The 18,969-nt window shown below is 62.2% G+C and carries 21 protein-coding genes; 9 read left to right on the forward strand and 12 right to left on the reverse strand.

Annotated elements, in window-relative coordinates; all coding sequences use genetic code 11:
- Positions 1 to 21 precede the first annotated feature (21 nt).
- From pqqE to M728_RS08520, 6 genes are all read right to left on the reverse strand, one after another.
- Entirely contained in the window at positions 22 to 1,146 is a 1,125-nt protein-coding gene (gene pqqE / locus M728_RS08495; RefSeq protein ID WP_026622153.1) for a pyrroloquinoline quinone biosynthesis protein PqqE, read from the reverse strand.
- Positions 1,143 to 1,439, reverse strand: a complete 297-nt coding sequence (pqqD, locus tag M728_RS08500) for a pyrroloquinoline quinone biosynthesis peptide chaperone PqqD (protein ID WP_026622154.1) — start codon at positions 1,437 to 1,439, stop codon at positions 1,143 to 1,145. The genes pqqE and pqqD overlap by 4 nt, the downstream gene beginning before the upstream one ends.
- Complete coding sequence (pqqC, locus tag M728_RS08505) at positions 1,436 to 2,206, reverse strand: pyrroloquinoline-quinone synthase PqqC (RefSeq protein WP_026622155.1); 771 nt, start codon at positions 2,204 to 2,206, stop codon at positions 1,436 to 1,438. The genes pqqD and pqqC overlap by 4 nt, the downstream gene beginning before the upstream one ends.
- Positions 2,203 to 3,114: a pyrroloquinoline quinone biosynthesis protein PqqB gene (pqqB, locus tag M728_RS08510; RefSeq protein ID WP_026622156.1), complete on the reverse strand. Its 912-nt coding sequence runs from the start codon at positions 3,112 to 3,114 to the stop codon at positions 2,203 to 2,205. Before pqqB ends, pqqC begins: the two co-directional genes overlap by 4 nt.
- Before the next feature lie 45 nt (positions 3,115 to 3,159).
- A complete protein-coding gene (pqqA, locus tag M728_RS08515; protein ID WP_003528714.1) occupies positions 3,160 to 3,255 on the reverse strand; it encodes a pyrroloquinoline quinone precursor peptide PqqA in 96 nt (31 codons plus the stop codon).
- 497 nt (positions 3,256 to 3,752) lie between these two features.
- Positions 3,753 to 4,694, reverse strand: coding sequence for a LysR family transcriptional regulator (locus M728_RS08520; protein WP_026622157.1), 942 nt, complete (start codon positions 4,692 to 4,694; stop codon positions 3,753 to 3,755).
- A gap of 101 nt (positions 4,695 to 4,795) precedes the next feature.
- Between M728_RS08520 and M728_RS08525 the strand changes: the two genes are divergently transcribed.
- The 9 genes from M728_RS08525 to M728_RS08565 are packed head-to-tail and all read left to right on the forward strand — an operon-like array spanning position 4,796 to position 14,010.
- Positions 4,796 to 5,845: a class 1 fructose-bisphosphatase gene (locus tag M728_RS08525; protein WP_026622158.1), complete on the forward strand. Its 1,050-nt coding sequence runs from the start codon at positions 4,796 to 4,798 to the stop codon at positions 5,843 to 5,845.
- 10 nt (positions 5,846 to 5,855) lie between these two features.
- Positions 5,856 to 6,725, forward strand: a complete 870-nt coding sequence (locus M728_RS08530; RefSeq protein WP_370906468.1) for a phosphoribulokinase — start codon at positions 5,856 to 5,858, stop codon at positions 6,723 to 6,725.
- A gap of 10 nt (positions 6,726 to 6,735) precedes the next feature.
- Positions 6,736 to 8,823, forward strand: coding sequence for a transketolase (gene tkt, locus M728_RS08535; protein ID WP_026622160.1), 2,088 nt, complete (start codon positions 6,736 to 6,738; stop codon positions 8,821 to 8,823).
- 2 nt (positions 8,824 to 8,825) lie between these two features.
- Entirely contained in the window at positions 8,826 to 9,905 is a 1,080-nt protein-coding gene (gene fba / locus M728_RS08540) for a class II fructose-bisphosphate aldolase (protein ID WP_026622161.1), read from the forward strand.
- Between the two features lie 30 nt (positions 9,906 to 9,935).
- A complete protein-coding gene (locus M728_RS08545; protein ID WP_026622162.1) occupies positions 9,936 to 11,396 on the forward strand; it encodes a form I ribulose bisphosphate carboxylase large subunit in 1,461 nt (486 codons plus the stop codon).
- A 22-nt stretch (positions 11,397 to 11,418) separates the two neighbouring features.
- A complete protein-coding gene (locus tag M728_RS08550) occupies positions 11,419 to 11,808 on the forward strand; it encodes a ribulose bisphosphate carboxylase small subunit (protein ID WP_026622163.1) in 390 nt (129 codons plus the stop codon).
- A 13-nt stretch (positions 11,809 to 11,821) separates the two neighbouring features.
- Entirely contained in the window at positions 11,822 to 12,757 is a 936-nt protein-coding gene (cbbX, locus tag M728_RS08555; RefSeq protein WP_026622164.1) for a CbbX protein, read from the forward strand.
- The gene (gene rpe / locus M728_RS08560; RefSeq protein WP_026622165.1) at positions 12,754 to 13,440 is read left to right on the forward strand and encodes a ribulose-phosphate 3-epimerase; all 687 of its coding nucleotides are present in this window, start codon (positions 12,754 to 12,756) and stop codon (positions 13,438 to 13,440) included. Before cbbX ends, rpe begins: the two co-directional genes overlap by 4 nt.
- 3 nt (positions 13,441 to 13,443) lie before the next feature.
- Complete coding sequence (locus tag M728_RS08565) at positions 13,444 to 14,010, forward strand: thioredoxin family protein (protein ID WP_026622166.1); 567 nt, start codon at positions 13,444 to 13,446, stop codon at positions 14,008 to 14,010.
- 336 nt (positions 14,011 to 14,346) lie between these two features.
- On the opposite strand, the gene gfa is transcribed toward M728_RS08565, so the two are convergent.
- The 6 genes from gfa to M728_RS08595 form a co-directional block, all read right to left on the reverse strand.
- Complete coding sequence (gene gfa, locus M728_RS08570) at positions 14,347 to 14,916, reverse strand: S-(hydroxymethyl)glutathione synthase (RefSeq protein ID WP_026622167.1); 570 nt, start codon at positions 14,914 to 14,916, stop codon at positions 14,347 to 14,349.
- 128 nt (positions 14,917 to 15,044) lie between these two features.
- Entirely contained in the window at positions 15,045 to 15,836 is a 792-nt protein-coding gene (locus M728_RS08575) for an ABC transporter permease (RefSeq protein WP_026622168.1), read from the reverse strand.
- On the reverse strand, positions 15,833 to 16,561 hold the full coding sequence (locus M728_RS08580; protein ID WP_026622169.1) for an ABC transporter ATP-binding protein: 729 nt from the start codon (positions 16,559 to 16,561) through the stop codon (positions 15,833 to 15,835). Before M728_RS08580 ends, M728_RS08575 begins: the two co-directional genes overlap by 4 nt.
- Positions 16,548 to 17,195 (reverse strand): ABC transporter ATP-binding protein, encoded by a 648-nt coding sequence (locus M728_RS08585; RefSeq protein ID WP_026622170.1) that lies wholly within the window; start codon positions 17,193 to 17,195, stop codon positions 16,548 to 16,550. The genes M728_RS08580 and M728_RS08585 overlap by 14 nt, the downstream gene beginning before the upstream one ends.
- On the reverse strand, positions 17,192 to 17,953 hold the full coding sequence (locus tag M728_RS08590) for an ABC transporter permease (protein WP_026622171.1): 762 nt from the start codon (positions 17,951 to 17,953) through the stop codon (positions 17,192 to 17,194). Before M728_RS08590 ends, M728_RS08585 begins: the two co-directional genes overlap by 4 nt.
- Positions 17,946 to 18,944 (reverse strand): ABC transporter substrate-binding protein, encoded by a 999-nt coding sequence (locus M728_RS08595; protein ID WP_034884133.1) that lies wholly within the window; start codon positions 18,942 to 18,944, stop codon positions 17,946 to 17,948. The genes M728_RS08590 and M728_RS08595 overlap by 8 nt, the downstream gene beginning before the upstream one ends.
- Positions 18,945 to 18,969: the final 25 nt, after the last annotated feature.

Consider the following 18,969-nt stretch of genomic DNA (forward strand, 5'->3'; position numbering starts at 1 on the left):
GCATCCGGATCTTTCGGCGCCTTACCGACCGCGGTAGGTGAAGATTGCCGATGGCGCCGCCGAAAGCTCGGCTGTCTCCCGGGTCAAGCGGTCGCGAAGCGGTGACCGGATGCAAACCGGATCGGTTGCGCTCGCATCGCCGGCGAGCGCCATTGCCTGACAACGGCAGCCGCCGAAATCAATCTTCTTGCGCTCGCAGCTACGACAGAGCTCTGGCATCCAGTCCTCGCCGCGATAGGCGTTGAATGCGTCGCTTTCGTACCAGATCTTTGAGAGTGAGCCGTCGCGAATACTCTCGAAGGACAGACCCGGAATGGTCTCCGCCGCATGGCATGGAAGCACACGGCCGGACGGCGTGACGTTCAAGCCCACCCTTCCCCAGCCGCCCATGCAGGCCTTCGGGTATTTCGAATAATAGTCGGCCGGCACATAGTCGATCACCAGTATGCCCTCATATTTTTTCCGTGCCTCGGCGACCGTCAGCGTCGCGCGCTCGACCTGCTCGCGTGTCGGCATGAGAGCCCCTTTGTTGCGCTCCGCCCAGCCGTGAAACTGCACCGTTGCGACTTCTATGCGGCGCGCCTTCAGCCGGATCGCCAGTTCGATCATGGCATCGATCTCGCCCATGTTCTGCCTGTGGCAGACGGCATTGAGCGTCAGGGGAATCCTGGCATCTGCCACCCAGCCCGCGACGGCCATCTTTCGCTCATAACCGCCTCTGTATCCACCGATCCGGTCGGCGCTTTCGGGAGAAACGCCTTGGATCGATAGCTGAACATGGTCGAGCCCAGCATCGGCCAGGCTGTTGATTCTGTCTTCTGTCAGCCCCACACCCGAGGTGATCAGGTTGGTGTAAAGTCCGAAGGAAACGGCTGCCCTCGTCAGCTCGACAAGGTCCCGTCGTGCCGCCGGCTCTCCTCCGGACAAGTGCAGATGCAAGACGCCGAGATCGGCGGCTTGCCTGAAGACGCCTATCCATTCCTCGGTGGAAAGCTCCTCGTTTGCCCGCGTCAACTCGATGGGGTTGGAGCAATAGGGGCAAGCGAGCGGACAGCGATGCGTCAGTTCGGCCAGCATCGCCATCGGCGGCGGAGCGCGCGGAACGTCGCGTATGGCATGGTCTGCAAGGGTGGCTGCGGTGCTCATTCGATGAACTCCAGCATGCGACGATTGGCAAGCTCGTGGACGAACGCCTTGACGTCCTCCGCGATCTGGGCAACCGGAGCCTCGAACTTCTGGGCGAAGTCGTCTGCGATCTGATCAAGGCTCCGCTCGCCATCGAGGGCTTCGACGATTGCGACGGCGATATCGTCCAGGGCCATGGCGCGTTCCGGCGCCAGCAGGACCGTCTGGCCACGAACCGGATCCTCGCGCAGCCGCACGCCCTGTGCCAGCTTGACGACGCTAGATCCTGAAATCACGGGTGCATCGGCATTCATTCCGCGGCCTCCGTCGCTGTCGGCTCGCGAACCACTCCTTCGCGGCCGTCCCAGCCGCCCGGCGGAATGCGTCCCGGCGTCACATAGGCCGAATATAGCGCATCGAGCTGGGACCACAGGACATCCGTCTTGAACGTGAGCGCGGCGGCGGCTGCGTCCTGTTTCTCCCTCGTGTCGGCGTGATCGAGGACATAGGCGAGACCGAATTCGACATCGCGAGGCGCCTCGTTCAGTCGCTGACGGAAATAGGCGAGTGCCGCCTCGTCGGCGAACGCGTAGTGTTCCAGCAGTCCGGCGATGCGTTCGGAATGGATCTTCGGCGCGAAAAGCTCGGTCAGCGAGGATGCCACCGCCTCGACAAGCGGCTTCTCACGCACGAACGCCACATAGGCGTCGACGGCAAACCGGGTCGCAGGCAGGACGCCCCTTGTCGAGGAAACATAGGCAGGATCGAGCCCGACGGCCTCGGCGAGACGCAGCCAGCGCCGGATGCCGCCGCCCTCGTCCATGCCGCCGTCATGGTCTTCGATTCGGGAGCGCCAGACCCTACGCAGTTGAGGGTCGTCGCAACGGGACAGGAAGGCCGCATCCTTCATGGGAATCCGGCTCTGGTAATAATACCGGTTGATCACCCAGGCCCGAACTTGCGTCATCGTGCAACCACCGCCGTGGAGCATCGCGTGAAAGGGGTGCTTGTCGTGATAACGCTGCTTCCCGATCTCCAGGAGGCGGGCGTGAAATGCTTGCCTGTCGGTCGCCGTCGTCAAAGCTGGATCTCCATGCCGTCGAACCCGACTTCAAAGCCGCGGCTTTCGACGAAGGCGCGCTCGGCGCCAGCCCGCCAGATCGGGTTCGTGTTGTTGATGTGGACATAGACCTTTCTGTAAATGTTCAAGTGAGCGAGTGCATCGAGGCTGCCGCCCTCGCCGGCAATCGGCATATGGCCCATGCGCCGGCCGGTCTTGTGGCCCGTACCAGTGGCGATCATCTCGTCGTCAGAGAAGAGTGTGCCGTCGAAGAACACCGCATCGGCACCGCGCAGGCGCTGAGCCAAGGCGTCGGTCATCATGGCGCAGCCCGGAACATAGTAGACGCGCTTGGAGCCGGCCCGCAGCTCTATTCCGACCGTGTTTTCGCCCTCGACATTGAGATCCGGCTCGCCCTCCTCGAGAAAGAGCGGCACCTTGCCGGGAACGGAGAAGAGCCGCGCCTCGAGACCGGGTAGCGGAAAGAAACGTTCCTCGATCGCGACGCTTTTCCTTGAAACCAGCTCCGGATCGAGAACGCCGAAGATCGAATTCTCGGCAATGATTTGATTGACCGCGCCGGTTGCGAAAAGGGTAAACCCCTGCTTTTCCCGCAAAACCAGCAGTCCCGCCAGATGATCGATGTCGCCATTGGTCAGCACCATGCTCTTGATGGGGCTGTGACGCAGGCGGCGTGGCTGCAACGGACGATTATCCTGAATCTGCTGTCGGATGTCCGGAGAAGCGTTGAGGACGGCCCAAGCCTCTCCGTCGAGACTCACCGCAAGCGAGGACTGGCTTTGCGGTTTGAGGCCGGAAGCTGGATCGCGCGCCATCGAACAGTTCGGGCAACCGCAATTCCATTGCGGGAGACCGCCGCCTGCGGCGGCCCCCAAAATGATGACACGAAGATCGGACGTTTTCTTCACCGGGATACCTGATGCTTTGCGAACCGATCCTCGTTGGGCTGGCCGTTAGAAAAGGATCGGTTCATCCCCATCCGCAGGAGCGTAGCGGGTAATTTCCATAGCGCAGCTGACTTCGATGAATTTCGGTTTATGCCAGGCCATATTTCCTCCATTCGCCCATCGGGTTGTTGTGCTCGCTCCCGTTCCAGCTGGCGCCTTTGCAGTGGGGGCGAGCAGGAAACCAAGCAGGGCCCATAACGACCGCTGCTTGGTTGAAGGGCCGGAACGGTATTCCGCCGCTCCGGCGGGGCCCGGCGGCGCCGTGGCCGGGCTTTTTCGCGGATCGATGTCGCGCGGCAGGCACGTTCGCCTGACGGTATGCTCAAGGGCACCGATGAGCCATCGGCTGACAAGCATCGCGCAATCTCCTCTTCCGGCTGAATGGTAGCAAGCCGTATGAGGCCTCACAATTACGACCTAGGTGGCGGTCGACGTTGCGTTTTCCGCTCGTAGGAAAGCCAATACTCCGATGCAGACCGACGCGACCTAAATCAGGATGATTTTAAGTCGGATCGACCTAAAATCATGAACGTGATCGATTCTAACAGATTGGCGCGGGATGCGGGCGGAAAACCGCTTCACACTTTTCTTCATCCGCGCTAGCCGAACGCGTTGGCCGGATAGGGCTTACTGACCACCGGCAGATATCGCGCGCCGGACGCAAGCAGGAACCGCTCGAAAGCCTGCATCGCCGGGCTTGCGGCACGGTCCAAGCGCGATACGGTGAACCATTGCCGGCGGATCGGTGTGTCGACAACGTCGAGTATGACCAGTCGGCCAAGCCTCACGTCCTGCTCGATTGTATGGGCCGAGATGAAGGCGATTCCGAGACCGGCGATCACGGCCTGCTTGATCGTCTCGTTCGAAGCGATCTCCGTTCCGAGTTCTTCCAGCTTGTGCGGCGTGTCGCTCAGAAAGATATCGAGCGAGATACGCGTTCCCGAACCTCTTTCACGCACCAGGAACTTCTCCTGTGCAATCCGCTCCCGTGAAATTTCCAGCACGCCCGCAAGCGGGTGGCCGGCGGGGGCGATGAAGACCAGCGGATGATCGCCGAACACCTGAGCGCGCACCTCGAAGTCACGCGGCGGACGCCCCATAAGCGCGATATCGATGTCGTGATCCCTGAGCTTGGCGATGATCTCGGCGCGGTTGCCGATGAAGAGGTTGATCTCGATGTCCGGGACCTGATCGCGGAAGGCGGCAATCAGTTGCGGCGCGAAATATTTCCCGGTGGAGACCACGCCGAGCCGCAATCGTCCGGTTCTGAGCCCCTTGATGGCACTGACCGCGTCCTCAAGGGCGGCCAAGCTGTCCTCGACCGCCCGCGCCGCTTCGAGAAAAGCAAGACCGTAAGCGGTCGGAACCATGCCGCCGCGCGTCCTATCAAACAGCGGCACATCGGCGTCCCGTTCCAATTGCTGGATTTGCAGGGTGAGTGCCGGACCGGTCAGGCCCAAAGCTTCGGCGGCAAGATTGATCTTTCCCAGCCGGCAAACGGCTTCGACGGTGCGAAGTTGGCGAATGGTCAAATTGCGCATGAGAGGGAAAGTAAGAAAAACTAATTTCGAAAGTCAAATGAATAAATTTTACAAACTATCCGTTTGCGCCATCCTTGCCCGGACATCTGGGAGGAGACATCATGTCAGGCGCAACTCTCGAGGCTTATCTCGCTTCATTCACCGCTCGTGGTGAAGATATCGCACGGGACGTGGCTGTGGTGGTCCAAAGGTTGGTAATGGCGGCGCTCGAGGTCCGCAAGCTCGTCAACCAGGGAGCGCTCGGCCCGGCCTTCAACGCCGCCCGCGGCAGCAGCAATACAGACGGTGATCTTCAGAAGGAAATGGACGTCCTGTGCGACGACCTGTTCCTGTCGTGCCTGCAGGGCGCACCGGTCGCGTGCTACGCCTCGGAAGAACTGGAAAATCCCGTCCTGCTCGATCCGAACGCGCGCCTTGCCGTTGCCACCGATCCGCTCGACGGTTCGTCGAACATCGACAACAACGTCTCTATCGGCACGATCTTCTCCGTGCTTCCCGCCGCCAAGGGACCGGACGTGGACCCCTCCCAGTCCTTTCTGCAACCCGGAAACCGGCAATTGGCGGCGGGCTTTTTCCTCTATGGTCCGCAAACCGCGCTCGTGCTGTCGATCGGCAAGGGCACGGAGATCTTCATCTTCTCGAGCCGGCTCGGCTGCTTCGTCGAGGCGTACAAGTCGATCAGCATCCCGGAGCGCACCAGCGAATTTGCCATCAACATGGCGAACTATCGGCATTGGGAGGAAGCGATCCGGCTCTATGTCGACGACTGCCTGGCGGGCTCGGAGGGTCCGCGAGAGCGGGAGTTCAACATGCGGTGGATCGCATCGCTCGTCGCCGAGACTTATCGGATACTCACGCGCGGCGGAATTTTCCTGTACCCCGCCGACAGCCGGAAAGGCTACAGCCAGGGCCGGCTGCGGCTGGTCTACGAGGCCAACCCCATCGCCTTCCTCATCGAGAACGCCGGCGGCTCGGCCACGACTTGCGTCACGCGCATTCTCGATCTCGTCCCGGAAAATCTGCACCAGCGCGTGCCGCTGGCCTTCGGCTCGCGCCGCGAGGTGGCGCGCGTCGCTCGCTATCACGTCGACCCTAACATGATCGGCGAACGCGCGCCGCTTTTCGGCAAGCGCGGCCTGTTCCGGGCGTGAGGAGACCAGCATGTCAGCCAAATATCCGATTATCTCCATCACCGGCTCGTCCGGCGCCGGCACCACGACGGTCAAGGACACGTTCGAGAAGATCTTCAAGCGCGAGAACATCTCGGCGTCTTTCATTGAAGGCGATGCCTTCCATCGCTACGACCGGGAAACCATGCGCCGCAAGATCGCCGAGGAGAAAGCCAGGGGCGTCGACTTCACCCATTTCTCCGCCGAGGCGAACGAACTGGAAATCCTCGAAAGCGTCTTTGCCGAATATGGCAGGCGCGGCGTCGGGCGCACCCGTCACTACGTGCACGACGAGGCCGAGGCCGCGAAATACCGTGCGGAACCCGGCACGTTCACGGACTGGGAGGAATTCAGCGGCAGCGATCTCCTGTTCTACGAAGGCTTGCATGGCTGCGCCGTCACCGACACGGTCAATCTGGCCCAGCACTGCGATCTGAAGATCGGCGTGGTTCCGGTGATCAATCTCGAATGGATACAGAAGATCCATCGTGACAAGGCGACGCGCGGCTACTCCACCGAGGCGGTGACGGACACGATCCTGCGGCGCATGCCGGATTACGTCCACTACATCTGTCCGCAGTTTTCGCTGACCGACATCAATTTCCAGCGCGTGCCGATCGTCGATACGTCCAATCCCTTCATCGCCCGCTGGATACCGACGCACGCCGAATCCATCCTGGTCATCCGCTTCGCCAAACCGCAAAGCATCGATTTTCCCTACCTGCTGTCGATGCTGCACAACAGCTTCATGTCGCGCGCCAATTCCATCGTGGTGCCGGGCGACAAGCTCGATCTCGCCATGCAGCTCATTTTCACCCCGCTCATCCACAAACTGCTCGAGCGCAAACACCGCATGTCGTGAGGAGGACATCATGAATGTTTCGCAGCAGATCGAAACCCGTGCCGCCGCATCGGAACGCAACATGGCCGATGCCATCCGCTTTCTCGCCATGGATGCCGTTGAAAAGGCCAATTCCGGCCACCCCGGCATGCCGATGGGCATGGCCGACGCGGTGACCGTCCTCTTCAACCGCTTCATCAGGATCGACCCTTCGCTACCCGACTGGCCGGATCGCGATCGTTTCGTGCTCTCGGCCGGCCATGGCTCGATGATGCTCTATTCCATCCATCACCTGATCGGCTTTGCCGATATGCCGATGGTCGAGCTCTCGGCCTTCCGCCAACTCGGCTCGAAGACTGCCGGCCACCCGGAATACGGCCATGCCCTCGGTATCGAGACGACTACCGGCCCGCTCGGCCAGGGCATCGCCACCGCCGTCGGCATGGCGATTGCCGAGCAGATGATGGCCGCCCGCTTTGGCAGTTCGCTCTGCAATCATTTCACCTATGTGGTGGCCGGCGATGGCTGCCTGCAGGAGGGGATCAGCCAAGAGGCGATCGATCTCGCCGGACATCTGAAGCTGCGCAAGCTCATCGTGCTCTGGGACGACAACCGCATATCGATCGACGGCTCGACCGAGCTCTCTACTTCCATGGATCAGCTTGCACGTTTCCGCGCAGCCGGCTGGGATGCACAACGCGTCGATGGCCACGACCCTGAGGCCGTTGCGAAGGCGATCGAGCGGGCGCGCCGCACCCGCAAGCCATCGCTGATTGCCTGCCGCACCCGCATCGGCAAGGGCGCGGCCAGCATGGAAGGCTCGCACAAGACCCATGGGGCGGCGCTCGGCGACAAGGAAATCACCGCGACGCGCGAAAAACTCGGCTGGCCTCATCCGCCCTTCTTCGTGCCGAGCGAGATCAAGTCCGCCTGGGAACGCGTGGCGGTTCGGGGCCGGATGGCGCGAGAGGCATGGGAAATCCGACTCGACGCGTCGCGCTCGAAAAAACGCTACGAGCAGACCGTCGGTCGGCAGCTCGACGGAGAATTCACTGAGTTGCTGGCAAGATTCCGCGCGGCGCATCGCAAGAGAGCCTCCAAGGTCGCGACACGCCAAGCCTCGCAGATGGCGTTGGAAGTCATCAATGGAGCGACGGCCTTGACGGTCGGTGGCTCCGCCGATCTGACCGGCTCGAATCTGACAATGACGTCGCAGACGCAGCCCATTTCGCCGGGCAATTTCAAAGGCCGCTACCTGCATTACGGCATCCGCGAGCATGCCATGGCGGCCGCCATGAACGGCATCGCCTTGCACGGTGGCTTCATCCCCTATGGCGGCACGTTTCTGGCTTTTTCCGATTATGCTCGCGGCGCGATGCGCCTCTCGGCACTGATGGGCCTGCCCGTCATCTATGTGCTGACCCATGATTCGATCGGCCTCGGCGAAGACGGACCGACCCACCAGCCGGTCGAGCATCTGGCCATGCTGCGCGCCACGCCCAACCTCAATGTCTTCCGGCCCGCCGACATCATCGAGACGGCAGAATGCTGGGAAATCGCGCTTGGTGAGAAGAATACGCCGAGCGTCCTTGCCCTCTCGCGGCAGGCCTTGCCGATGCTGCGCCAGACCGGTGGAGACGAGAATTTGTCAGTGCTCGGAGCCTATGTCCTGAAGGAAGCGCGCGGGGCTCGCGACCTCACGCTCCTTGCCACCGGATCCGAAGTCGAGATCGCCGTCGCCGCCGCCGAACGTCTCCACGCCGAGGAAGACATACAAGCGGCGGTGGTCTCGATGCCCTGCTGGGAGAAATTCGAGGCCCAGGATGAATTCTATCAGAGGCAGGTCCTCGGAGATGCCCCGCGCATTGCCGTGGAAGCTGCCGGCCGCCTCGGCTGGGACCGCTGGATGGGGCCCGATGGCGCCTTTGTCGGCATGACAGGCTTCGGTGCCTCGGCACCGGCCGGAGACCTCTACCGCCATTTCGGCATCACCGCCGACCATGTCGTCGCCGAAGCTTTGAAACTTGTCCGCCGGGCTCCCGAGGCGAAGCCGCCCATCAGCAACCGGATCGGCCCGCAGGCGGGCAATGACGTTGTCAGAACATCGGAGGAGGCTTGACCATGGCCCGCATCACGCTTCGCCAATTGCTCGATCACGCCGCCGAACGCGCCTATGGCGTGCCGGCATTCAACATCAACAACATGGAACAAGGGCTAGCGATCATGGAAGCGGCGCGCGCCTGCGACGCTCCCGTGATCCTGCAGGTCTCGCGCGGCGCTCGCTCCTACGCCAACGACATCATGCTCGCCAAGATGATGGAAGCGCTTGAGGAGATGTATCCCGACATCCCGCTCTGCATCCACCAGGATCATGGCAACAATGTCGCGACCTGTCTCACGGCGATCCGGCACGGCTTCACCTCGGTCATGATGGACGGCTCGTTGAAGGAAGATGCGAAAACCCCTTCCGACTACACCTATAACATAGCGATCACTGCCGAAGTAAGCCGCCTCGCCCATATGGTCGGCGCTTCCGTCGAGGGTGAGCTCGGCTGCCTCGGATCGCTCGAGACCGGCCATGGCGAACCCGAGGATGGCCACGGCTTTGAAGGCGCGCTCGATCGTTCCCAGCTCCTGACCGATCCGGATGAGGCCGCCCGCTTCGTCGCCGAGACCGAGGTCGATGCGCTGGCTGTCGCCATCGGCACCTCGCACGGCGCCTACAAATTCACCCGCAAGCCGACCGGCGAGGTGCTCGCCATGGACGTCATCGAGAAGATCCATGAGCGGCTGCCGGATACTCATATCGTCATGCACGGCTCCTCCTCGGTGCCGCAGGAATGGCAGGACGTGTTCAAAGCCCATGGCGGCGAAATGCGGGAGACCTACGGCGTGCCGGTCGAGGAGATCGTGCGGGGAATCCGTTTCGGCGTGCGCAAGGTCAACATCGACACGGACCTGCGCCTTGCGGCAGCCGCTGCCTTCCGCCGCGTGGCCGATACGAACCGGGCCGAATTCGATCCGCGGAAGTTCCTGAAACCTGCCATGGAGGCCATGTCGGCGGTCTGCAAGGCCCGCTTCGAGGCCTTCGGCACCGCCGGCAACGCCTCGCGTATCAAGGTCGTGCCGATGGCCGAGATGGCCCGCCGCTATGCGAGCGGCTCCCTGAAACCCCAAGCGGCGCAGTCGCGAGCCGCCTGAGCACACCCATTCAGAGAAGAGGACTGTGTCATGAATGTCGACGCAAAGACCGAGATCAAGGGCAAGGAACGCTACAAGGCCGGCGTGCTCAAATACGCGCAGATGGGCTACTGGAACGGAGACTACGAGCCGAAAGACACCGATCTGATCGCGCTCTTCCGGATCACGCCGCAAGACGGCGTCGACCCGATCGAGGCGGCCGCCGCCGTTGCCGGCGAAAGCTCGACAGCCACCTGGACCGTCGTCTGGACCGATCGCCTGACGGCCTGCGAACAGTATCGCGCCAAAGCCTACCGGGTCGATCCGGTACCGGGAACGCCGGGGCAGTATTTCTGCTATGTCGCCTATGACCTCATCCTCTTCGAGGAAGGATCGATCGCCAACCTGACGGCATCGATCATCGGCAACGTCTTCTCGTTCAAGCCGCTGAAGGCGGCAAGGCTCGAAGATATGCGCCTGCCCGTCGCCTATGTGAAGACCTTCAGGGGCCCGCCGACCGGCATCGTCGTCGAGCGCGAACGGCTCGACAAGTTCGGCAAGCCGTTGCTCGGCGCCACCACCAAGCCAAAGCTCGGACTTTCCGGCAAGAATTATGGCCGCGTCGTCTATGAGGGGCTGAAGGGCGGTCTCGACTTCATGAAGGACGATGAGAACATCAATTCGCAGCCCTTCATGCACTGGCGCGACCGCTACCTCTACTGCATGGAGGCAGTCAATCACGCCTCCGCCGTTACCGGCGAGGTCAAGGGGCACTATCTCAACGTCACCGCCGGCACGATGGAGGAGATGTACCGCCGCGCCGAATTCGCCAAGGAACTCGGCTCGATCATCGTCATGATCGATCTAATCGTCGGCTGGACGGCAATCCAGTCGATCTCGGAATGGTGCCGGCAAAACGACATGGTCCTGCACATGCACCGGGCCGGCCATGGCACCTACACACGGCAGAAGAACCACGGCATCTCCTTCCGTGTTATCGCCAAATGGCTGCGGCTCGCCGGCGTCGACCACCTGCATGCGGGAACCGCCGTCGGCAAGCTCGAAGGCGACCCGTTGACGGTGCAGGGCTACTACAATGTCTGCCGCGAAATGAAGAACGAGGTCGACCTTCCGCGCGGGCTCTTCTTCGAGCAGGATTGGGCCGACATCAAGAAGGTCATGCCGGTGGCCTCGGGCGGCATCCATGCCGGCCAGATGCACCAGTTGCTCGATCTCTTCGGCGACGACGTCTTGCTGCAGTTCGGCGGCGGCACGATCGGGCATCCCATGGGCATTCAGGCGGGAGCCACCGCCAATCGGGTCGCGCTGGAGGCCATGGTGCTCGCTCGCAACGAAGGCCGCGACATCGCCCATGAAGGCCCGGAAATCCTCAGGGCCGCGGCCAAGTGGTGCAAGCCGCTCGAAGCCGCCCTCGATACCTGGGGCAACATCAGCTTCAACTATACCCCGACGGACAGTTCGGATTTCGTTCCAACGGTAAGCGTCGCCTGACGGCACAAGAAGGAGAGACGACATGCGTATCACTCAAGGATGCTTCTCGTTCCTGCCGGACCTGACGGATGAACAGATAACGGCACAAGTGGAGTATTGCCTCGGCAAGGGCTGGGCGATCGGCGTCGAACACACCGACGACCCACATCCCCGCAATACCTATTGGGAGATGTGGGGCAATCCGATGTTCGACCTGAAAGACGCCAAGGGCGTCATGATGGAGCTGGAGGATTGCCGCAAAGCCCATCCGCAGGGCTACATCCGCCTCAACGCCTTCGATTCCAGCCGCGGCCTCGAGACCGTGACGATGTCCTTCATCGTCAACCGTCCCGAAAATGAACCGAAACTGCGGATGACCCGGACGGAAAGCGAGGGCCGCAGCCAGCGCTATGCCTGGGAAACCCAGCGATAGAGGAGCGGGCAATATGGCGGTGGCGGAAACTTCATCAGACACCGAAAACCTGCCGATATCGATCGACCTCGCCGAGGAATACAAGGCCTCCGGGGTCGCCGAAGTCCTCGGCGAGCTGGATCGAGAACTCGTGGGCTTAAAACCCGTAAAGCAGCGCATCCGCGAGACGGCAGCCCTGCTGCTCGTCGAGCGGGCTCGCCGCGCAATGGGCCTCACCCATGAGCCGCCGTCGCTGCACATGAGCTTCACCGGCAATCCGGGCACCGGCAAGACGACTGTCGCCCTGCGCATGGCCGATCTGCTGCACAGGCTCGGCTATATCCGCAAGGGGCATCTCGTGTCGGTGACGCGCGACGATCTGGTCGGGCAATATATCGGCCACACGGCGCCCAAGACCAAGGAGATCCTGAAGAAGGCAATGGGCGGCGTGCTCTTCATCGACGAGGCCTATTATCTCTACCGTCCGGACAACGAGCGCGACTACGGCCAGGAAGCGATCGAGATCCTGCTGCAGGTGATGGAGAACAACCGCGACGACCTTGTGGTCATCCTCGCCGGCTACGCCGATCGCATGGATCGATTTTTCGAGAGCAATCCTGGCTTCCGCTCGCGCATCGCCCATCATATCGATTTTCCCGACTATGACGACGGGGAGCTCCTGTCGATCGCCGCGAGCATGCTCTCCCGGCAGGGTTATCGGTTCGACAGCAAGGCGGCGGCCGTGATGAGCGACTACATCGCCCGCCGTCGGCGGCAGCCGCATTTCGCCAATGCGCGTTCGATCCGTAACGCGCTCGACCGGGCAAGGCTGCGACAGGCGAACCGCCTATTCGAGGAAAGCGCCGGGCCGGTCGACGCCGAGCAACTGTCGACCATTACGGCGCGCGACATTTCCGCCAGCCGCGTGTTCAACACGGTCGAGCCCAAACATTCGGAGACATCGTCATGAGCGAGAAGACCATCATAGCCCCCTCGGTCCTGTCGGCCGATTTCTCGCGGCTCGGCGAAGAGGTCGAGGCCGTCTGCCGGGCCGGTGCCGATTGGATCCATCTCGACGTCATGGACGGCCATTTCGTGCCCAACATCACCTTCGGCCCACCGGTGATCAAAGCGATCCGCAACCGGACGGACAAGGTGTTCGACTGCCATTTGATGATCGCCCCGGCCGACCCCTTTCTCGGTGCCTTCGCCGATGCCGGCTGCGACATCATCACCCTGCATGCCGAAGCCGGACCGCATCTCGACCGCTCACTGCAAGCCATCCGCGACCTCGGCAGGAAGGCCGGCGTGTCGCTCAATCCGTCGACGCCGGAGAGCGTCATCGAATATGTGCTGGACCGGCTGGACCTCATCCTTTTGATGACGGTCAATCCGGGCTTCGGCGGCCAGGCTTTTATTCCATCGGTCATCGAGAAGGTGTGGCGCGTGAAGTCGATGATCGGTGGCCGGCCGATCCACATCGAGATCGACGGCGGCGTGACGCCGGAAACGGCGCCGCTGGTGGCCGCGGCCGGCGCGGATGTGCTGGTTGCCGGCTCCGCGGTGTTCAAGGGCGGCAGCGAGGAGGCTTATGCCAGGAACATCGCGGCGATCCGCGCCGCCTCCGATGGCGCCATGAAGAAAGCGGCGTGAGCCATGGCCGCCACACCTCCTCTCTGCGATTTCGGCTGGCCGGCGGTCGACGCCAGGCTCCCCGGTGTCGATGGTCTCACCCATTCCATATTCGACCAAACCGGCCCGAAGGGGCTCGTGGTTGCCTTCATCTGCAATCACTGCCCCTATGTGAAAGCCGTCATCGGTCGCATCGTGCGGGACGCGATCGACCTTAAGGCTCACGGCATCGGCTTTGTGGCGACCAGCGCCAACGACGCCGACGCCTATCCGCAGGATTCCTTCGACAACATGAAGCGCTTCGCTTCGCAAAACGCCCTGCCCTTTCCCTATCTCTTCGACGAGGACCAATCCGTCGCCAAAGCCTATGGCGCCGTCTGTACGCCCGACTTCTTCGGCTTCAACAAGGATATGAAGCTGCAATATCGCGGGCGGCTGGACGCCTCGCGCAAGGAGATCGGCCCTGCCGATCTGAGGCGCGACCTTTACGAAGCCATGGTCATGGTCGCGCTGTTCGGCAAAGGTCCAACGGAACAGCAGCCCTCGATCGGCTGCGGCATCAAGTGGAAAGTGTCTGCATTTCCGGCCTGAATAGCTTCCGCTGACCAGTTGCCGGCACCCCCCTCTGCCCTGCCGGGCATCTCCCCTACAAGGGGGGAGATCGGCAAGCGGCGATGTCCGGCTCAACCACCCTGTGCGTGCGGCGTTGAAATTGGCGCAACTTCGACATTTGCGAGGTTGCTGTGACGCAGGGCTTTGCTTCCGGCTGATCCCCCCTTGTGGGGGAGATGCCCGGCAGGGCAGAGGGGTATCAAGGGCTCTACCGGCTCTCACGACGGAAGATGCCTCAGCCCCCGCCCATCGGTAGAGCCTCCCGACAGGAGGCAAACGGGCGGGGTCCGAGGGAGGAGATGTTGGCCGCTTTTGTCACGCCGGCAGGGCGCCGGTCTGTTTGGCGATATGCGTCGCGATCGCATCCATCAGCGCAGGAGACAGGCAATCATAGGGCTGCAGCCCGAGCTCCGTCAGGCGAGCACGTATTTCCGGCATCCGGTCGGGGTTGACCCCGCTTTCAATGATCGAGGAAACGAAGGCCGCGAATTCGGGCGGCGACCAGCCGGGTTCGTCGCTGAGCTCTGTATGAACGAAATCGAGGCCGTAAAAGGCATGTTTGGTGTTCTCGATCCGGCCATACATATGCGCGCCGCAATCCTTGCAGGCGTAACGCTGGATCGTCGCGCTCGGATCGACGATCTGCAGTTTCTCCGAACCTGACGCGACGTTCACGTTATCGCGGCTGACAACGGCGATCTGCGCAAAGATGGCGCCCTCTGGCTTCCAGCATTTGGTGCAGCCGCAAGCATGGTTGTGCGCCGTCTGCGAGCGGATCTCAACCACCACCGGATTGGTGCCGCACTTGCATTTCAGCGTGCCTCCCTGAAAGCCCGGGCTGGCCGGCGGGAACCCGTTGTCGATGGACGGATGTAGCTTAAGCATATGTTCCTCCTCTCTCTTGAACGTCTCAAGTCCTTCCCGAGAAAGCAGGATCAATCCAAATGTCGTCGGCGGCAATATAGCGGAAAGTGTCGGTTTTTGGCGTCGAACGGCTGCGACGAGGTCGCGGCTCAAGCCTTTGAGCGGAGCATCGCGCGGGCCGGATCGTATCCCCACAGCGCCGCCAGCATGAACAGGACGAAGCAGACGCTCACCCAGGCGAGCGCTGTGAGATTGAGCTCGCCATAGAGCGCAAAGCGTATCAGCTCGACCGCATAGGTGAACGGGTTCAAGGCGCAGATGTCGCGTAGCAACGGAGAGCTTTCCGCCATCTTCCATAAGGGATAAAGCGCCGAGGAGAGGAAGAACATCGGAAAGATCACGAAGTTCATGACGCCGGCGAAATTCTCGAGTTGCCGGACGGTCGAGGAAACCAGAAGGCCCAGGGCGCCGAGCATCAATCCGCTGATCACCAACGCCGGCAGCACCGCGACGTAGCCGATGGGAGGTACGGTAATGCCGGTCAGCGCCGCGATCGCCAGGAACACGGCCACCTGCAGAATGGAGACGATCACGCCAGCCAATAGCTTCGAGAACAGCAACCACCAGCGCGGCAGGGGCGAAGTCAGCAGGAGGCGCATCGACCCCATTTCCTGGTCATAGACCAGCGACAGCGACGACTGCATGCCGTTGAACAGCTGGATCATTCCGCAAAGCCCCGGAAGGATATAGACCTCGTAGGTGATATAGGTCTGGTAAGGCGGGATGATCGACACGCCGAGCGCGGCGCGGAAGCCGGCGGCAAAGACGATGAGCCAGACGAGAGGGCGAACGAGTGCCGCCAGAAACCGGCCGCGCTGACGAACGAAGCGCAGGTTTTCGCGGGTGACGATGGCCGAAAGCGCGATGAGCCAAGCCTTCATACCGGAACCTCCCGGCCTTCCGCCGTCATTGACAGAAATGCCCTGGCAAGCCCCTGCCCGCCGGCGAGGTCCTCGGCGCTGCTATTGCTGAGGACTTTTCCACGATGCAGCACGACGACCTGATCGGTCGGCCGGATCTCATCGACCAGATGGGTTGCCCAGAGCACGGCGAGCCCGCTCTCGGCCAAGAGATGGACATGGTCTGTGATCGCCTGTCGGGAGGCGGCGTCCAATCCGACGGTCGGCTCGTCGAGCAGCAGGATCTGCGGACCGTGGATCAACGCCCGTGCGATCTCCATGCGCCGCCGATGGCCGCCATTAAGCGCACGCACCTGCTCGTCAGCCCGCTCGGCCATGCCGAGCTGCGTCAGCGCCGCGTCGATCGCCGAGGCGGCCTGCCGCCCGGACAGTCCGTGCAGTCCGGCGAAATATAGCAGGTTGCGGCGCACCGTCATGTCCAAATCGAGCGTCGGCTGCTGGAAAACGACGCCGATGCGGGCGAGCGCCGCACGCGGATCACGGGCAATATCGAATCCGGCCACGCTGATATGCCCCTCCCCGGTCGCAATCAGTCGGGTCAAAAGAGCGAAGAGCGTCGACTTGCCGGCACCGTTCGGCCCAAGCAGCGCACAGAATCGGCCCGGCTCCACCGAGAAACTCACATCGTCGAGCGCCTTGAACGATCCATAGCTGTAGCTGACATGACTGATCTTAAGCCCGATCATGATGTCCTTCCCAGGAGGCGGATGCCGATCCTGCAGCAAACTCTTTGATCATGGTCGCCGGCTTCCCTGCAAGACGGAGGCGGTGCCGGGCCAGCCGATGTGCCTCGATCTCCGAATGGGTCACGAGAATGACTGCAGGGCCGGTTTCGGCGATCAGCGCCTCGGTTAATGCCAACATTTCCTCAGCAGTCGTCGGATCGAGCGACACATAGGGCTCGTCCATCACCAGAAGTTCAGGACGCCCCGCAAAAGCACGCGCCAGCGCCAGCCGCCGCTGCTGGCCAAGCGACAGTTGGCCGGGAAAGAGCCCTGCCTTATCGACGATGCCGGTCCGATCGAGTGCCGAAAGTGCCGCTTGCGTCTCGAGGTCCGGATGCACCAATGTCAGGTTCTCGACTACGCTGCGCCACGGCAGGAGAACCGGCTCCTGAAACACCATGGCGATCTTTTCCGGACGCTTGATCTCGCCGTCAAAGGCGGGGTCGATGCCGGCAATGAGCCGTAGCAGGGTCGATTTGCCGATGCCGGATGGGCCGAGAATGGCGACGGTCTCGCCGACCTCCATCTCGAAACGGATGTCGCGCAGCACCTCCTCCTCGCCGAATGCCTTTCGCCTGACATCGATCTTGATCACCCCGTCCTCCAGCGCCGCGCCCGACTCTCGGCGGGCTGCAGGATCAGCGCCTCGACCAGCAGCATCACGCCGATGAAGGACAGAGCATAGACCAGCACCATGGCAACGTCGAAGAGCTGAAAATAGAAATGGATCTGGAAACCGATGCCGCTGGAGCGGCCGAGGAACTCGACCACCAACACGATCTTCCAGATCACCGCAAGGCCGCCGCGAGCAGCAGCGGCGATGAAAGGCGCAAGCTGCGGCATTATAACGTGGCGTAGCCGCGTCAGCGACCGCATGCGATAGACTTGGGCCAAGGCGCCGAGGTCAGGATCGAGTGCTCGCGCGCCTTCGCGCAGGATTGTGGCAACGTTCGGAATCTTGTTGAGTACCACGGCGATGATCGCCGCGGTCTCATTAAGGCCGATCCAGAGATAGCAGAGCACGATGAGCACGAGGGCCGGCAGGTTGAGAAACACGACGAGCCATGGATCGAGCCATTGGTCCACAGACGGAATGCGCCCCATCAGAAAGCCGAGCGCCGCGCCGACAGCCATCGCCGGCACGAAGGCGCAAACCACACGCCACAATGTCATGCCGAGGTGATAAGGCAAAGCGCCGGAAACAACAGCTTCCGCAAAGGGTGACCAAAGCGCCCAGGGCTGAGGCAGGACGGAGGCATCGGCGGTCAGATCGGCTGCCGCCACCCACAACAGCAACAGCAGCCCGAGCGAGAATACGCGCACCAGCGCAGGATGTTGCGGCATTTTATTCAAGGTGCAGGAACAGTCCTTTGGGCAGGCTTGTCGCCTTGCCGACGAGCTCCGTTCCGCCAAGTTCCGCCATCAACCGCAGAAACCGGTCGGCGGCCGCCGCATCGATCGGCTTGCCGCTCGGGATGCCGGCGCGATAGCCGTCACGCAGCGCCATGAATTCCGCGTCGTCTGTCGCATTCATCTGATCCCGCAGCCCCTCCCACACCTCGTCATCGTTGCGCAGCAGATCCTTGGCCGTACGCGATGCCGTGTATAGCCCCTTCACGATATCCGGATGGGCCGCGGCATATTCACCCTTCAACACATAGCCGAGCAGCGGCGTGTCGGGATCGAGCTTGAGCGCGGCGGCGGCATCGGAGACGGAGATCAGCTCATGCATGCCCTTGGCCTTCATCTTGGCAAGGAAATGCCAGAAGTTGATCGCACCCGCCGTTTCGCCGGAAAGGGCTGACTTGAAGATCAGCGGCGGCGCCCCGAACACCTGCTCGGTTTCAGCGGCGAGGTCCATGCCATGTTGCTGCTTGGCATAGGCGCGCAGGATCAGCCAGCTCTTATCGAGCGGTCCGCCGGCAATGCCGATCTTCTTGCCGGCAAGGTCCGGCAGCGCCTTGATGCCGCTGTCATCGCTGACCACCAGCCCGCCCACTGCCCGCGAGTAGGGAATGAAAACATAGTCCTTCCCGGCGGCACGCTGGTTGGCCACCCAAATCCAGTCGGCCACCATGGTGTCAGCCTCACCGCCCTCGAAGGCGACGCGCGTCGCGCCATTGTCCGCATAGTCCTGGACCGCGAGTTCGAAGCCGTTCTTGCGGTCGAACTCCCGGGCCTTGATGGTGGAAATTTCCCAGTTGACGGTGCCCGACGCGAGCATCGCTGCCCGCAGTCGTGGCAGATCCTCGGCCATGGCAGCCGCCGGTCCGAACGTGAGCAGGCCCAGCGGCGCGACAAACAAAACCGCAAGAACGACGGGGATCATCAGACGGATTTTCATCGGAATTTTCCCTGTTTTCCAACTC

It is taken from the genome of Ensifer sp. WSM1721, assembly GCF_000513895.2.
GTDB lineage: Bacteria > Pseudomonadota > Alphaproteobacteria > Rhizobiales > Rhizobiaceae > Sinorhizobium.